This is a genomic window from Glycomyces albidus, from assembly GCF_009451885.1.
Lineage (GTDB): Bacteria > Actinomycetota > Actinomycetes > Mycobacteriales > Micromonosporaceae > Glycomyces > Glycomyces albidus.
On sequence record NZ_WIAO01000007.1, the window covers coordinates 76,806 to 90,373 of the forward strand.

The 13,568-nt window shown below is 71.9% G+C and carries 13 protein-coding genes and 1 pseudogene; 9 read left to right on the plus strand and 5 right to left on the minus strand.

Going from position 1 to position 13,568, the window contains the following annotated elements:
- Window positions 1-32 precede the first annotated feature (32 nt).
- Window positions 33-1,670, minus strand: a pseudogene (locus tag GFD30_RS27825) (CBM35 domain-containing protein); the annotation flags it as partial.
- A 202-nt stretch (window positions 1,671-1,872) separates the two neighbouring features.
- Between GFD30_RS27825 and GFD30_RS08200 the strand changes: the two are divergent.
- The 6 genes from GFD30_RS08200 to GFD30_RS08225 all read left to right on the plus strand — a co-directional run bounded on the left by GFD30_RS08200 (window position 1,873) and on the right by GFD30_RS08225 (window position 8,440).
- Window positions 1,873-2,895 (plus strand): LacI family DNA-binding transcriptional regulator, encoded by a 1,023-nt coding sequence (locus tag GFD30_RS08200; RefSeq protein WP_153024704.1) that lies wholly within the window; start codon window positions 1,873-1,875, stop codon window positions 2,893-2,895.
- Window positions 2,896-2,969: 74 nt separating this feature from the next.
- Window positions 2,970-4,226 (plus strand): sugar ABC transporter substrate-binding protein, encoded by a 1,257-nt coding sequence (locus GFD30_RS08205; RefSeq protein WP_153024705.1) that lies wholly within the window; start codon window positions 2,970-2,972, stop codon window positions 4,224-4,226.
- Window positions 4,227-4,242: 16 nt separating this feature from the next.
- Window positions 4,243-5,229, plus strand: a complete 987-nt coding sequence (locus tag GFD30_RS08210; protein WP_153024706.1) for a carbohydrate ABC transporter permease — start codon at window positions 4,243-4,245, stop codon at window positions 5,227-5,229.
- Window positions 5,226-6,041, plus strand: coding sequence for a carbohydrate ABC transporter permease (locus GFD30_RS08215; protein WP_153024707.1), 816 nt, complete (start codon window positions 5,226-5,228; stop codon window positions 6,039-6,041). The genes GFD30_RS08210 and GFD30_RS08215 overlap by 4 nt, the downstream gene beginning before the upstream one ends.
- 3 nt (window positions 6,042-6,044) lie before the next feature.
- Window positions 6,045-7,961: a glycoside hydrolase family 127 protein gene (locus tag GFD30_RS08220; protein WP_227995952.1), complete on the plus strand. Its 1,917-nt coding sequence runs from the start codon at window positions 6,045-6,047 to the stop codon at window positions 7,959-7,961.
- A gap of 35 nt (window positions 7,962-7,996) precedes the next feature.
- Window positions 7,997-8,440: a hypothetical protein gene (locus tag GFD30_RS08225; RefSeq protein WP_153024708.1), complete on the plus strand. Its 444-nt coding sequence runs from the start codon at window positions 7,997-7,999 to the stop codon at window positions 8,438-8,440.
- A 155-nt stretch (window positions 8,441-8,595) separates the two neighbouring features.
- On the opposite strand, the gene GFD30_RS08230 is transcribed toward GFD30_RS08225, so the two are convergent.
- The 4 genes from GFD30_RS08230 to GFD30_RS08245 all read right to left on the minus strand — a co-directional run bounded on the left by GFD30_RS08230 (window position 8,596) and on the right by GFD30_RS08245 (window position 12,116).
- Window positions 8,596-8,739, minus strand: a complete 144-nt coding sequence (locus GFD30_RS08230) for a hypothetical protein (RefSeq protein WP_153024709.1) — start codon at window positions 8,737-8,739, stop codon at window positions 8,596-8,598.
- A 230-nt stretch (window positions 8,740-8,969) separates the two neighbouring features.
- Window positions 8,970-9,797, minus strand: a complete 828-nt coding sequence (locus tag GFD30_RS08235) for a fructosamine kinase family protein (RefSeq protein ID WP_153024710.1) — start codon at window positions 9,795-9,797, stop codon at window positions 8,970-8,972.
- Window positions 9,798-9,948: 151 nt separating this feature from the next.
- Entirely contained in the window at window positions 9,949-11,283 is a 1,335-nt protein-coding gene (locus GFD30_RS08240) for an erythromycin esterase family protein (protein WP_153024711.1), read from the minus strand.
- A 128-nt stretch (window positions 11,284-11,411) separates the two neighbouring features.
- The gene (locus GFD30_RS08245) at window positions 11,412-12,116 is read right to left on the minus strand and encodes an RraA family protein (protein WP_153024712.1); all 705 of its coding nucleotides are present in this window, start codon (window positions 12,114-12,116) and stop codon (window positions 11,412-11,414) included.
- Window positions 12,117-12,383: 267 nt separating this feature from the next.
- Between GFD30_RS08245 and GFD30_RS08250 the strand changes: the two genes are divergently transcribed.
- From GFD30_RS08250 to GFD30_RS08260, 3 genes are read left to right on the plus strand one after another with little or no spacing between them, the layout of a single operon-like run.
- Window positions 12,384-12,773, plus strand: a complete 390-nt coding sequence (locus tag GFD30_RS08250; RefSeq protein ID WP_227995953.1) for a hypothetical protein — start codon at window positions 12,384-12,386, stop codon at window positions 12,771-12,773.
- A gap of 8 nt (window positions 12,774-12,781) precedes the next feature.
- Window positions 12,782-13,198 carry a MerR family transcriptional regulator gene (locus GFD30_RS08255; RefSeq protein ID WP_153024791.1) on the plus strand — a complete coding sequence of 139 codons (417 nt, stop codon included), beginning with the start codon at window positions 12,782-12,784 and terminating at the stop codon, window positions 13,196-13,198.
- 13 nt (window positions 13,199-13,211) lie between these two features.
- Window positions 13,212-13,544: a YnfA family protein gene (locus GFD30_RS08260; protein ID WP_153024713.1), complete on the plus strand. Its 333-nt coding sequence runs from the start codon at window positions 13,212-13,214 to the stop codon at window positions 13,542-13,544.
- The last annotated feature ends 24 nt before the right edge of the window (window positions 13,545-13,568 follow it).

The window sequence follows — 13,568 nt, forward strand, 5'->3', positions numbered from 1 at the left end:
GCGAAGTTCGGCGAACCCTTGGCCAGGCGGATCACGTTGTACCCGGCCTTGAGGGTGACGGTGACCGTGACCGTGCCGAACTGGCCCCAGCCGGCGGTCGGCGGATAGGAGACCGTCGACCAGGCCCCGCCGTTGTAGGCGAGGCCGTGGGTCGAGGCGGCTCCCGTCCCGTTGGCGTACCGGATCGTCATCGTGTAGCTGCGCGCGGTCGGAACGTTGACGGTGAAGTCGACGAAGGAGTCCGAGCGCATGTCGGTGTCGTTGTCGATGCCGCCGACGTAGAAGCCGTTCGACGCGCTGGACGAGGAGCGGGTCTGGGCGTTGACGACGGTGTTGTTCTCGGCCTCGTACACCTGCTGCCAAGTGCTGGTCGGGCCGCCCGCGGGCGTGACGACGAGCTGGTAGGCGCCCTCGGCGTTCATGCCGGCCACCGGGACCGAGATCGAGCCGCCGCTGGTCGTCATCGTGGTGCTGGAGACGAGGGTCGGCGCGGTGACCGCGGTGTGGCGGCCGGAGCCGGGCGTGTACAGGACCTCGACCTTGACGCTGGTGCCGAGGGCGCCGAGGCCGTTGACGCGCACGGTGTTGTCGCCCCAGTCGCCGCCGAAGACGACGCTCACGCGGCGGAGGGTGGAGTCGTAGGAGGCGACGCCGTCGAGCCAGGAGTGCGGCGTGGTCTTGACGATGTTGCCGGTCATCGCGCCGTACCAGCGGTAGAGCCAGTACGAGGCGGTCGGCTGGTTCTGGAGGGTGAACAGGCCGTCGAAGGTGCCGGCCTCGAACCAGTACGCGCGGTGGGCCTCGCGGGCGCCGTGGCGCTCCAGCACGGCCATCCAGTGCAGGGCCACGCTCGGGATGTCCATCTGGTCGAAGCTGTTGTACTCGTTGATCGCGATCGGCCGCGGCGAGATGCCCAGGGAGCGCTCGATCGCCCGGTAGTCGGCGACATGGTCGTCGAAGTTGTCCCAGTCCATGTTCCCGAGCTCGTGCCAGACGATCACGTCCGGAACGGTGTTCGTGCTCTTGGCGTGCGTCATGAACGACAGCATGCGGTCGTGGTCGTACCACGACCAGCTCGGGCCGACGATCGGCGTGACCGGATCGAGCGAGTCCACCAGCCGGTAGGTGCGCGTCCAACCGTCGTTGAACGAGCCGGCCTCGGCGGTGTCCCAGGTCCAGTCGGGCTCGTTCCACAGCTCCCAGCCGTGGATGTTCGTCGTGCCGGTCGCGGCCAGGCGCTCGTTGACCATGGTGCGGACCTTGGTCTCCCAGTCGGTCCAGCCCTGCCAGTCGTAGGGGAACGTCGGGTAGATGTCCGGCATGCGGATGAACTGCTGGGCGCCGGCCCGGGTGATGTTGTTCGCGACGTCGAGGGAGTCGCAGCACGGCTCGGTCGCGCCGTTGCCGAGGTGGGTGGTGCCGGGGGCGGGCTGGGTGAAGCTGGTGGGGTTGAGCGGCAGGAGCATCGCCGTGGTCGGCTGGCCGTCCGAGCCGACGCCGTAGAGGCCGCCCGAGGCGACCTGGGTCGCCGGCCGCACGACCTGGCCGACGTCGACGGTCAGGGTCAGGCCCGCGGCACTGGCCGGGACGGCGGCCCCGGCCACCGCGGCCCCGACGATCAGCACGACCGCGCAGGCCCGCGCGACCGTCCGTTTCAAGGGAAGGTGCATGTCGTCTCCTCATTGAGGGTTCGAACCGGTTCGACGGTTCTCTGTTCCGCAGAGGCTAGTTTCGAACTTCGTTCGATGCAAGTCCTTCGATATATACGGCTCTTGTGCTGGCAGATCTCTCCAAGGCCCCGGTTGCATTCTCAAAACGCGAGGGCTATGCTTCGAACCGGTTCGAATGACGATGGACACATGAGGAGCTTCGATGGTCAACATCGGCGATGTCGCCCGCGCCGCGGGCGTCGCCCGGTCCACGGCGTCGTACGCGTTGAGCGGCAAGCGGTCCGTGTCCGACGAGGTACGCCGGCGGGTCGCCGAGGTCGCGGCCGAACTGGGCTACACCCCGAACGCCGGCGCCCGCGCCCTGGCCACCTCGCGCGCCATGGTCATCGGCCTGCTCGCCCAGTTCCTGCCCGACGAGTTCGCCCCCGCGATGCTCCAGTACATCCAGGGCGTCGCGAACACCGCCCGCGACCTGGGATACGACATCCTCCTCAGCTCCGACCCCGACGGACCCGCGGCGCTCAAGCGCCTCACCGACTCCCGCATGGTCGACGGCGTCGTGCTCCTCAACGTCGCCGAGCACGACGAGCGCCTCCCCGTCCTGCGCGCCGCGCCGCAGCCCGGCGCGCTCGTGGGCCTCCCCGGCGACTGCACCGGCGTCGACGTGTTCGACCTCGACTTCGAGGAGGCCGGCCGCGCCATGGTCGAGCACCTCGCCGGCCTGGGCCACCGCGAACTGCTCCTGGTCTCCCAGCCGGAGCACGTCATCGAACGCGGCGGCGCCTACGTCTGGCGCCTCCAGAACGCCGCGCTCGAAACCGCCGCCGTCCGCGGCGTCCACCTGCGCGTCGTCCACGGCTCGTCCTCGCAACCCGACATCGGACGCGACCTGCACGCCCTGCTCGACGCCCACCCCGAGACGACCGGCCTGCTGCTCAACAACGAAGCCGCCGCCGCGGCCCTGCCCACCGTGATGCACGAGCGGCGCCTCACCGCCCCCGCCGACCTCTCGGTCATCGGCCGCTACTCCGACGAGTTCGCCCGGACCTTCTCGCTCCCGTTCTCCTCGATCGAGAGCGCCCCCGACCGGCTCGGCCGCATGGCCGTCCGGCAGCTCGTGCGCCGCATCGAGAAGGAACTCACCGACGACGCCCCCCACGTCGTCCGCTTCGTCGCACCGGAACTGGTCGACCGGGGCTCCACGGCCCCGCCGCCCGCGCGGTGACGCCCGTGCCGAGCACCGCCCCTCACCCCGGCAGGCGACGCCGCCGACCGGGAACCGTTCAAGGAGGAACAACCATGAAGTACCGATCCCTGCCCCTCGCCAGGTCGGCCGGGGCCCTCGCCGCGGCCGCCGCCCTGGCCGTCGTCGCCGCCTGCTCCTCCGGGGGCGGCAGCGGCAGCGGCGGAGACGCCGACACCTACACCTGGTGGGACCCCTACCCCCAGCACGACGAGAGCTCCGCGTGGGCCGAGCGCGTCAACGCCTGCGGGGAGGAGGCCGGGGTGACCATCGAGCGCACCGCGTCCGACACCACCGACCTGACCAACCGCGCCCTGCTGGCCGCCCAGGAGGGCACCAGCCCGGACATCATCCTGCTCGACAACCCCGCGGTGTCCACACTGGCCGACACCGAGATGCTCACCACCGTCGACGAACTCGGCCTCGACGTCTCGGGCGTCGACGAGAACCTGCTCGCCGCCGGCGTCGTGGACGACCAGGCGTACGGCATCCCGATCGGCGCCAACACGCTGGCGATCTACTACAACGCCGACATCCTCGCCGCCGCCGGCGTGGACCCCGCCTCGATCACCGACTGGGACTCCCTGACCTCGGCGCTCGCCCAAGTTACCGGTAACGGCGACCAGGGGATCACCTTCGCCGCCATCGGCACCGAAGAAGGCTCCTTCCAGTTCCTGCCCTGGTTCTGGGGCGCCGGCGCCGACCTGCGCGACCTCGACTCGCCCGAAGCCGTCGCGGCCCTGGAGCTGTGGAAGGGCTGGCTCGACGCCGGCTACGCCCCCAACTCGGTCCTCACCAACTCCCAGAACACCACCTGGGAGGAGTTCCTCACCGGCGAGTTCGCCTTCGCCGTCAACGGCACCTGGCAGGTCAACAGCGCCGCCGAAGCCGAGTTCGCGACCGGGCTCGTCCAGATCCCGGCCATGAACGGCGGCGCCGCGCCCGCACCCACCGGCGGCGAGTTCATCGTCGCCCCCGCCCAGTCCGACACCGACCGGTACGACGTGACCCGCCAGATCGTGGAGTGCATGACCACCCCCGAGGGCTTCGTCGAGACCGCGACCACCTTCGCCTACTACATCCCGCCGACCGCCGAAGGCCAGGACGCGCTGCTGACGGCCGAGCCCGAACTCGAACCGTGGGTCGCCGCCGTCCGCGAAGCCAAGGGCCGCACCAGCGACAACCTCGGCACCGACTACCCGAAGATCTCCGAGGCACTGTGGACCGCGGTCCAGAACGCGCTCTCGGGATCCGCGACCCCCGCCGACGCGCTCGCCCAGGCCCAGGCCGACGCCGAAGCCGCGCTCGGCTGATCGGAGCACACTCACCATGACCACGACCTCGGTCCACCGGACCGGCCGTGCGTCCGACGGTGCGGCGGGCCCCCGGCCCGCCGCACCGGCTCCCGAACGGCGCGCCCGCAAGCGGGCGCCCGGCTCGGCGAGCACCTGGACCGCGATCGGCTTCGCCGCACCGCTCCTCGCCTACCTCGCGGTGTTCTACGCCTACCCGCTGTGGCGCAACATCGAACTGAGTCTCCACGACTACACCGTGCGCTCCTTCGTCCTCGGCGACCCCGCGTTCGTCGGCTTCGAGAAGTACGCCGAAGTGTTCACCGCGAACGCCTTCCCCACCGCCCTGGTCAACACCGCCCTGTTCACCCTGGTCTCCATCGCCTTCCAGTACGCGATCGGCCTGGGACTCGCGCGGTTCTTCCACGCGAACTTCCGCCTCTCCGCCGTCCTGCGCGCCCTGTTCCTGGTGCCGTGGCTCCTGCCGCTGATCGTCTCGTCCTCCACGTGGGCGTGGATGCTCAACTCCGACCACGGCATCGTCAACTCGGTCGTCCAGGCCTTCGGCGGCGAGCAGATCAACTGGCTCACCTCGCCCGACACCGCGCTGACCGCCGTCATCATCGCGAACATCTGGCTCGGCATCCCGTTCAACCTCGTGATCCTCCACGCCGGACTCCAGCAGATCCCCGGCGAGGTCTACGAGGCCGCCGCCCTCGACGGCGCGAGCCCGCGACAGCAGTTCTGGCGCATCACCTTCCCGCTCCTGCGGCCGGTCTCGGCGATCACGCTGCTCCTCGGATTCATCTACACGCTCAAGGTCGTCGACGTCATCTGGATCATGACCACCGGCGGCCCCGGCAACGCCTCGCTGACCCTGGCGGTCTGGTCCTACCGGGAGGCGTTCGGCACCGGCCAGCCGGACTTCTCGCCGGCCGCCGCCATCGGCAACCTGCTCATCGTCATCGCCCTCGTCTTCGGATTCATCCACGTGCGGATGCAGCGCTCCTGGGAGAAGTCATGACCGACCGTCCATGGTGGAAGACCGCCCTCGGCGTCGTCTTCACCGCCGTCATGCTCTTCCCGGTCTACTGGATGGTGAACGTCTCGCTCACCGACGCCAGCGACCTGCGCCGCAGCTCGCCGAGCTGGTTCCCCGCCGACCCGACCTTCGAGGGCTACACCGCGGCGTTCTCGCAGCAGCTCCCCTCGCTCGGCACCAGCCTCGGCATCGGACTCGGCTGCGTCGCCCTCACCGTCGCGATCGCCGCGCCCGCCGCGTACGCGCTGGCGATCCTGAACCTCAAGGGCGGCAGGTCGCTGAACTTCCTGCTGCTGGTGGCCCAGATGATCCCGGCCGTGGTCATGGCCATGGGCTTCTACGCGATCTACGTGCGGCTCGGCCTGCTCAACTCGGTGTGGGGCCTGATCGTGGCCGACTCGACCGTGGCGGTCCCGTTCGCGGTCCTGCTGTACTCGACGTTCATGGCGGGCATCCCGCGCGAACTCGTGCACGCCGCCCGCATGGACGGCGCGAGCGCATGGGGGACCTTCACCAAGGTCGTCCTGCCGCTGTGCCGCAACTCGACCCTGACGGTGGCGCTGTTCGCGTTCCTGTGGGCCTGGTCGGACTTCATCTTCGCGTCCACGCTCAGCCGCTCCGGGGAGTACATCCCCATCACCCTCGGCATCTACCAGTACATCGGCAACAACACGACCCAGTGGAACGCGATCATGGCCACCGCCGTCATCGCCTCCCTCCCCGCGGCGATCCTCCTGGTCGTCGCCCAGCGCTATGTGGCCGCCGGCGTGACCGCCGGGGCCGTGAAGGACTGAACCTTGAAGCCCGGCACCACCACCAGGTCCCTGCCCGTCGCCCCGACCGCGAACCGCCTGCGCGGCATCGCACTCGATGAATACCGCCTCGCCGGCGGGTTCTGGGGCGGCCTCCAGGAGACGAACTCGACCGCGACCCTGCGCCACTGCCTGGAGTGGATGGAGCGCCTCGGCTGGATCGCGAACTTCGACCGCACGGCCGACGGCGACACCGCCGGGCCGCGGCCGGGCTGGCAGTTCTCCGACTCGGAGATCTACAAGCTCGTCGAAGCGCTCGCGTGGGAGCACGGCCGCACCGGCGACGCCTGGGCGAACGAGACCCTCGAGGCGCTCACCGACCGGATCGCGGCGGCCCAGGACGACGACGGCTACCTCAACACCTGCTACGGGCACCCCGGACAGGCCGACCGGTACTCGGACCTCTCCTCGGGGCACGAGCTGTACTGCACCGGCCACCTGCTCCAGGCGGCCGTCGCCCGAGTGCGCACCACCGGCGAGGACAAGCTCGTCGACGTGGCCCGCCGCGCCGCCGACCACGTGTGCCGCGAATTCGGAGCCGAAGGGCGCCAAGGCATCTGCGGCCACCCCGAGATCGAGGTCGGCCTCGCCGAGTTCGGCCGCGCGCTCGGCGAGCCGCGCTACCTCGAACAGGCGCGCCGGTTCGTCGAACGCCGCGGCCACGGCACGCTCGAACCCGTCGCGCTGCTGGACGCCTCCTACTTCCAGGACGACGTCCCGGTGATCGAGGCCGACGCCTGGCGCGGCCACGCCGTCCGCGCCCTGTACCTCGCCGCCGGCGCCGTCGACGTCGCCGTCGACACCGGATGGACCGACCTCCTCCGGGCCCTCGAACGCCAATGGGCCCGGACCGTCGAGCGGCGCACCTACCTGACCGGCGGCATGGGCTCGCGCCACCAGGACGAGGGCTTCGGCGAGGACTGGGAGCTGCCCCCGGACCGCGCCTACTGCGAGACCTGCGCCGGCATCGCCTCGAACATGGTCTCCTGGCGGCTCTACCTCGCCACCGGCCGCGTCGAGTACGCCGACCTCATGGAACGCACCTTCTACAACGTCATCGCCGCGTCGCCGAGCGAGGACGGCCGCTCCTTCTTCTACGCCAACCCGCTCCACCAGCGGACCGCGGCGGCCGACGTCAAGCCCGGCGAGGTCAACCCGCGCGCCGAAGGCGGCGTCCGGGCCCCGTGGTTCGACGTCTCCTGCTGCCCGACGAACCTGGCCCGCACGCTCGCCTCCTGGCAGGCGTACGCGGCCGCGGTCGACGGGGACGCCCTCACCCTCCTCCAGTACGCGCCCGGCCAGATCCGCGTCGAGCTCGACGGCGGACCGCTCGCCCTGCGGGTCGACACGACCTACCCGCTCGAAGGCACCGTCCGCATCGAAGTGCTCGAGGCGCCCGACCGCGAAGTCGAACTGCGCCTGCGCATCCCGGACTGGGCCGCCGGCGCGGCCGTGACCGGCCCGCACGGCCGGCGCGCCGCCGAGCCCGGCTGGGCATCGGTGCGGGGCGTGCTCGCACCCGGCGCCGCCGTCGTCCTCGAACTGCCGATGGGGCCGCGCCTGACCTGGCCGGACGAGCGCATCGACGCCGTACGCGGATGCGTCGCGGTCGAACGCGGGCCGGTGGTGCTGTGCGCCGAGACCGTCGACCTCCCGGACGACCTGCCGATCGACCGGCTCCGCATCGACACCCGGGCGGCGCCGCGCGCCGAAGGCGACGGTGCCGTCGTCCGCATGACCGCCCGCACCGCGCCGGACGTCGCCGAAGGCGGCGTCCCGTTCCGGGCCCGTCCGCAGCGCTCCGGCTGGGACTTCCCGCCGCAGGAGGTGCGGCTCGTGCCCTACCACCGGTGGGCCCAGCGCGGCGGCTCCGCGATGCGCGTCTTCCTCCCGGTCGCGTAGCGGCGCGGTGTGCGCCGGCGCGTTATGGTGCGACCGTGGAGGAACGATGGACCGCGTTCGTGGACGGCCGGGTCGCCGAACGGATCGTCGAGGTCGTGTCGGTCGCGGCGTTCCTCGATCCCGCGTGCAGTTGCGGACGCTTGTGCATGGGCCGGTACCGGTTCTGGTACGAGCGGGGAGGGTCGCTCTCCATTGTGGACGTGGACCGGATCCGGTTGGACTGGGCGATCGAGGAGGTCCTGGAAGCGGCTCCGGCGGACGGATACGCCGCGCTGCCGCGGCTGGTCCGGGACTGGAACGAGGACCGGGGATGGTGCGGCGCCGACGAGCACTTCGGCGCGGCGGTGGCCGCGGCCGACGTCGCCGCATTTGCCGACGTGCTCGGACCCCACATCGACGATGCGTTCACCGCGGCGCTGCACGGCCTCGTCCGCGAAGCCGTCGCCTTGCGTGCGCCGATGAAGGCGATGACCGACTGATCGAGCGGCGGTCGCTTCCCCCGACGGTCCTGTCATCCGCTGTCGGGCGTGAAGTCCCGGCCCCGGCGCGGGCCGGGGCCGGGACGCGCCGGCGGCGCGGCAGCGGGGTGCGCCGCATGCCGCGCTCCGGCCGCTCCGCGGTTGCTCGCGGACCGTCAGCAGCAGCCCACTTCGCTGTGCGTGCCGATCGAGCCGGAACCCGGCCAGGTGTTGCCCGCGGCGGCGGGCGCGGCGGACGCGAAGGTGAGCGCCGCCGCGGCGGCGAGGGCGAGCAGGACGGCGGCGATTCGTTTGCGCATCGGATTCTCCACTTCTTCGGAGGGTGCTCGAGACAGCGCCTCTCAGAAGTCAGACGAGTTCCCGCCGCGAATCGATGCGGCGCCTCCTGTCCCGGACGAATCGGGACAGGGCGTTCGACCCCGCTGCACGGTCGGCCGACGCGGTTCGACGCGCTGAGCGCCAGCCCGACCGTCTGAAGAGGACGATGCCGGGCCGACCGATCGTCCGCGGGCACGCCCGCCCTCGGCCGTCAGCTCTCGCTGCGGCGCTTGAACGGCGCGATGACGGTCCGGACGGCTTCCGCTGCGCCCCAGTCGTCGTCATCATGGGCGATGATGCTGAGCAGCTCCCGGAGATGCAGGATCGGCATCCGCTCCTCCCAGCCGTCGTGGAGACCCGCGATCTCCCGGTACACGGCGAAGAACCGCTCGGAGGCGGGCGGGCGCGGCGAGCTCCACAGCATGCTGAGGTCGGCCTCGGGCCAGCAGTAGGACACGGCCGGGTCGATCAGCACCGGGTCGCCGTCACCGGTGGCGACGATGTTCTCCCGCCAGAGGTCGCCATGGGTCAGGCACGGCGGCTGCGGCGGGATGAGGTCCGGCAGGGCGGCGCACAGCCGTTCGAGCGCCCGGCGCTCCTCACGGTCGAATGCCGCCTCGACCGGCGGCTCGGTCAGCCAGCGCAGGACGCGCCGTTCGGCGAAGAACCTGTGGCCGTTCCGGTCCCAGGTGTTGTCCTGGCGCAGCCGGCCGAGCCGGCCGTCGCGGTGCCACCCGAACCGGTCGCCGGCGGTCGACGTGTGCAGCGCGGCCACCATGTGCGCGAGCCGCTCCCAGAAGTCCTCGTCGTCGCGGCGCGGCTCCATCTTCTCGAGCACGAGCAGCCGTTCGGAGGCGTGCAGGACGTCGGGAGTGTTCGAGCCGCCGACATCGCGAAGCGCTGCGAGGCCGGCGGCTTCGACGACGAACACGTCCAGGGCCGGACCGGGCAGCGTCTTGGCGAAGACCTGCGAGCCGTCTTGAAGCGTGACCAGCCCGGCGACCGCGACCACTCCGCCGACGGCCTGCTCCACTCTCATTGCGGCATAACCTGCTTCACGGAGCCGTTCCGTGAGGATCTCCTCATCTGACACGCTCTGATCCAAACACGCCTCCGTCGGTTCCGCATAGCAGCCCGCGGCCTCCCGGCCCGACCGGTCGGCATAGGCCCCGGCGGCCTCACCCCGCGGTTCAGTCGAGCAGGGTGCTCGGACCGGTGGCGGCGAGGTAGGCGATCGCGTCGAACGTCCCGATCAGCGGGTCGGTGGACATGACGTACTGCGCGCCGTCCTGCCCCGCTTCGAGGTCGGGGTGGATCATCCGGGTCGTCACCGGCCCTTCGCGCCACCGGCGCACCGGCTCGGGCGCGTCGGCGTGCAGGTCGAGCAGGTAGTGCTCCCGCTTCGCCCTGCCCAGGGTCGCGTCGAGGAGGCCCTCCGGAGGCGGCCCGACCGGGACTTCGACGACCGGGAAGTACTGGGCGTTGACGACGCCTTCGCCGAAGACCGTGCCGATCGAGCGGTACGCGCGCCCCATCCGATGCCGCAGGTGCCCTCCGGCGTACCGGAACGTCGTCGTCTCGGCGGGCGTCGCGTACGTGGTCGAGGCCGCGGCGCTGGTGTGGATGTTGGCCGCCCAGTAGGCGGTCCGGCCGCCTTCCACCCGCTGCCACCACTGGATCGCGTCGGCGATGAACACCTCGCGCACGTCGCGGGGGAGTCCCGGGTCGACCGCGTAGTACTCGTGCCAGCCGATCACGGCGCGGGCGTGCTGCTCGGCGTATTCGCGTTCCTGTGCATCCACTTCGGACGGCAGCTCCTCGATGAGTGCGAGCGCGGCCTTGGCGTCGGCGATCATGGACTGCTGCGTCTCCTCGTCGAGGCCGAGGTACCACTGGATCTGGTTCGGCCGGGTGGGCCGGATCGGGTCGAGGTGCGCGGTGAGTTCGTCCAGGCAGTCGGGGGCGGCGGCCTCGACGTATGCGGTCATGGCCGTGAAGCTCGACTCGCGCAGGCTGAGCAGGTCGGCGCCGAAGAACCGGACCTTCCGGTGGGGGTGTGCGTCGTTGCGGGCGCGCATCCATTCGATGAGGTCCACGATCTCCTGCGTGGCCCACAGAGGCGAGGACATGCCGCGCACGAGTGCGGCCGCGTCGCCGTCGCCGCCGCGGACGTACCGGTCGATCTCGATGCCGTGGGCGAAGTCCTGTTCGAACGCGATGGTGCGGAACCCCATGCGCTCCACCAGGAACCGCACCATGCGGTGCTTGATGCGGAACTGCTCGCGCGAGCCGTGGCTCCACTCGCCGAGGCCCACGACCGGCGCGGCGCCGACGACGCGCCGCAGCGGCTCCAGGTCGTCGAGTCCGGCGGCCGGGTCGGTGGTGTCGATCGCCCGCGACCGGCGGTCGATCCAGGCGACGACCGGGTCGTCGGCGCCTTGGGCCGCGGACGGGAGGCCCGCCGCGAGCGCGGCTGCGGCGGCGGAGGAGAGGAGGACTCTGCGGGAGAGGCGCGTGCGTGACATCGGATCATCCTGTTCGGTCGGAGAGTGTTGCTCCTTCGATCCTCGACCGCCGCGGGATCGGGCGCATGCGCTCGAATGCTGATATCCCGCTACGTCCCGCCGCGTACCCGGGCGACGCCTCGGGGGCCTCACTCCTCGATGGCGCCGCCGATCGCGCGCAGGTGCTGCCGGAAGGTCGCGCCGTGGAGGTCGCGTGCGGCGAGGTAGTCCGCGAAGGCGACCTGGGCCCGGAGTCCGGTGCCCAGGCGCATGCGGGCGGCCTGGCGGCGTTCGGTGTCGCGGATCGCGGCCGCCGCGGCGGCGAGGTCGGCGGCGCGGGCGAGCGGGACGAACAGGACGCCGTCGTCGTCGGCGAGGACCACATCGTCGGCGGTGACCAGGTGTTCGCCGACTCTCGCCGAGGTGAGCGCTTCGGGCTCTTGAGGATCGAGCCGCTGCGGCCCGGCGGGGAGGGCGCCTTGGCTGAACACGGGCAGGCCGATGGCGCGCAGTTCGGCGGTGTCGCGGTGCAGGCCCCAGATCACGATGCCGCCCAGGCCGGCCTGGCGGGCTTCGAGGGCCATGAGGTCGCCGACGCAGGACTCGTCGGCGCGGCCGGCGTTGTCGACGACGAGGACCTCACCGGGCGCGGCTCGTTCGAGGGCTTCGAGGAAGACGTCGACGCTGCCGTAGTGGCGGGCGGGCCGGGCGCGTCCGACCAGGTGGACGCCGTCCCAGAGCGGCCGGACGGTCGCGGGCGCGCACCGGAGCGGGACGCCGAGGCGCAGGGCCGCGTCGGCGACGTGCGCGGTGGTGAGGTCCTGGTAGGTCTGCTGCAGCTCGAGCGCTTCCATCGGCTTCTCCTCGGTTCCGGCGCCCCGCTCCCCGAGAGCGGCGCTCGGTCAATAGTGCGGCAGCGGCCGCCTCGATCCCGCTCCCGGAGGGGCCTGGGCGGCGCGGAGCACGCGCCTCCGCAGACTCCGGGTCGCATTTGCCGATCAACGGACCGGCGTGTCGGGGACTCGCCGGTGATCTGCGCGACGTTCGGGTTGCATCCGGTACCGGGGTACGGGTTTACGGTTGTGGTCTACCCGGCCCATGACCTGCAGGAGGCGAGCGACATGACCGCATTCTCGACCGCCGCGGCCGGTGACGCCGGCGGCTTCCCGACCCGGGGTGTGCCGACGTGGATCGCCGACGACGCGTGCCTCCTGCCCGCGGCCGACCGGGCCGCGCGGCTGGCCGCGTTCGACGACCTGTTCGCCGCGGCGGTGCGGTCGGTCGAACGACTCGAGCCGACCCGGCTGCGACTCGGCCTCTCCCCGGATCCGGCGGTGGCCGCGCGCGCCGCCGACCTGTCGCTGCGCGAGGCCGACTGCTGCGGCTTCTTCACGTTCCAGCTCACCGCCGGCACCGGACGGCTCGAACTCGACATCGCCGTCCCCGAGCACCGCGCCGGCGTCCTGGACGGCATCGCCGCCCAGGCCGAAGCCGCGCGGACGTCCTCGTGACCGCGTCGATGCGGCCCGGGCAGGTCGCCGAGGCGGCAGGGGTCGGCCGGGAGACACTGCGCTACTACGAGCGTCGCGGGCTCATCGCCCCCGCCGCCCGAACCCTCGGCGGCCATCGCCTGTACCCCGCCGAGGCCGTCGACCGGCTGCGAGCGATCAAGGCCGCGCAGCGGCTCGGATTCAGCCTCGACGAGATCGCGGCGCTGACCGGTCGGCGCCGCGGTCCCGACGGCGGCCTGCAGCACGGCGCCCGCGTCAAGCTCGACCAGGTCAAGGCGCGCATCGCCGAACTCGAGGCCGTCGCCGCCCTCCTGGAGGAGGCCCTGACCGCCGGGTGCGACGACCTCGAGACCTGCGCGCACACCCCCGCGTGCCCGCTGCCCTTCCCCGGCGCCGCGGCGCCGACCCGCGCCGACCGGGGCTGATAGGTTCGCGCGCATGGACACCGCCCGGTCGATCAGCCTGTTCCTGCTCGCCGCCCTCGCCGAGATCGGCGGGGCCTGGCTGATCTGGCAGGGTCTGCGCGAGCACCGCGGGATGCTCTGGATCGCCGCCGGGATCGTTGCCCTCGGCGCCTACGGGTTCGTCGCCGCATTCCAGCCCGACCCGAACTTCGGCCGGGTCCTCGCCGCGTACGGCGGGATCTTCGTCGCGGGATCGCTCGCCTGGGGCATGGTCGTGGACGGGTTCCGCCCCGACCGGTGGGACCTCGTCGGCGCCGGCATCTGCCTGCTCGGCGTCGCGGTCATCATGTACGCCCCGCGCGGATAGGCGGCCTCGCCGCGCCGTCGGAAG

What these genes read in the sequence shown, in the direction of transcription:
- GFD30_RS08200 (WP_153024704.1), top strand. Translation starts at nt 1,873, where the DNA reads ATGGTCAACATCGGCGATGTCGCCCGCGCCGCGGGCGTCGCCCGGTCC.
- GFD30_RS08205 (WP_153024705.1), top strand. Translation starts at nt 2,970, where the DNA reads ATGAAGTACCGATCCCTGCCCCTCGCCAGGTCGGCCGGGGCCCTCGCC.
- GFD30_RS08210 (WP_153024706.1), top strand. Translation starts at nt 4,243, where the DNA reads ATGACCACGACCTCGGTCCACCGGACCGGCCGTGCGTCCGACGGTGCG.
- GFD30_RS08215 (WP_153024707.1), top strand. Translation starts at nt 5,226, where the DNA reads ATGACCGACCGTCCATGGTGGAAGACCGCCCTCGGCGTCGTCTTCACC.
- GFD30_RS08230 (WP_153024709.1), bottom strand. Translation starts at nt 8,739, where the DNA reads ATGCGCAAACGAATCGCCGCCGTCCTGCTCGCCCTCGCCGCCGCGGCG.
- GFD30_RS08235 (WP_153024710.1), bottom strand. Translation starts at nt 9,797, where the DNA reads ATGAGAGTGGAGCAGGCCGTCGGCGGAGTGGTCGCGGTCGCCGGGCTG.
- GFD30_RS08240 (WP_153024711.1), bottom strand. Translation starts at nt 11,283, where the DNA reads ATGTCACGCACGCGCCTCTCCCGCAGAGTCCTCCTCTCCTCCGCCGCC.
- GFD30_RS08245 (WP_153024712.1), bottom strand. Translation starts at nt 12,116, where the DNA reads ATGGAAGCGCTCGAGCTGCAGCAGACCTACCAGGACCTCACCACCGCG.
- GFD30_RS08250 (WP_227995953.1), top strand. Translation starts at nt 12,384, where the DNA reads ATGACCGCATTCTCGACCGCCGCGGCCGGTGACGCCGGCGGCTTCCCG.
- GFD30_RS08255 (WP_153024791.1), top strand. Translation starts at nt 12,782, where the DNA reads ATGCGGCCCGGGCAGGTCGCCGAGGCGGCAGGGGTCGGCCGGGAGACA.
- GFD30_RS08260 (WP_153024713.1), top strand. Translation starts at nt 13,212, where the DNA reads ATGGACACCGCCCGGTCGATCAGCCTGTTCCTGCTCGCCGCCCTCGCC.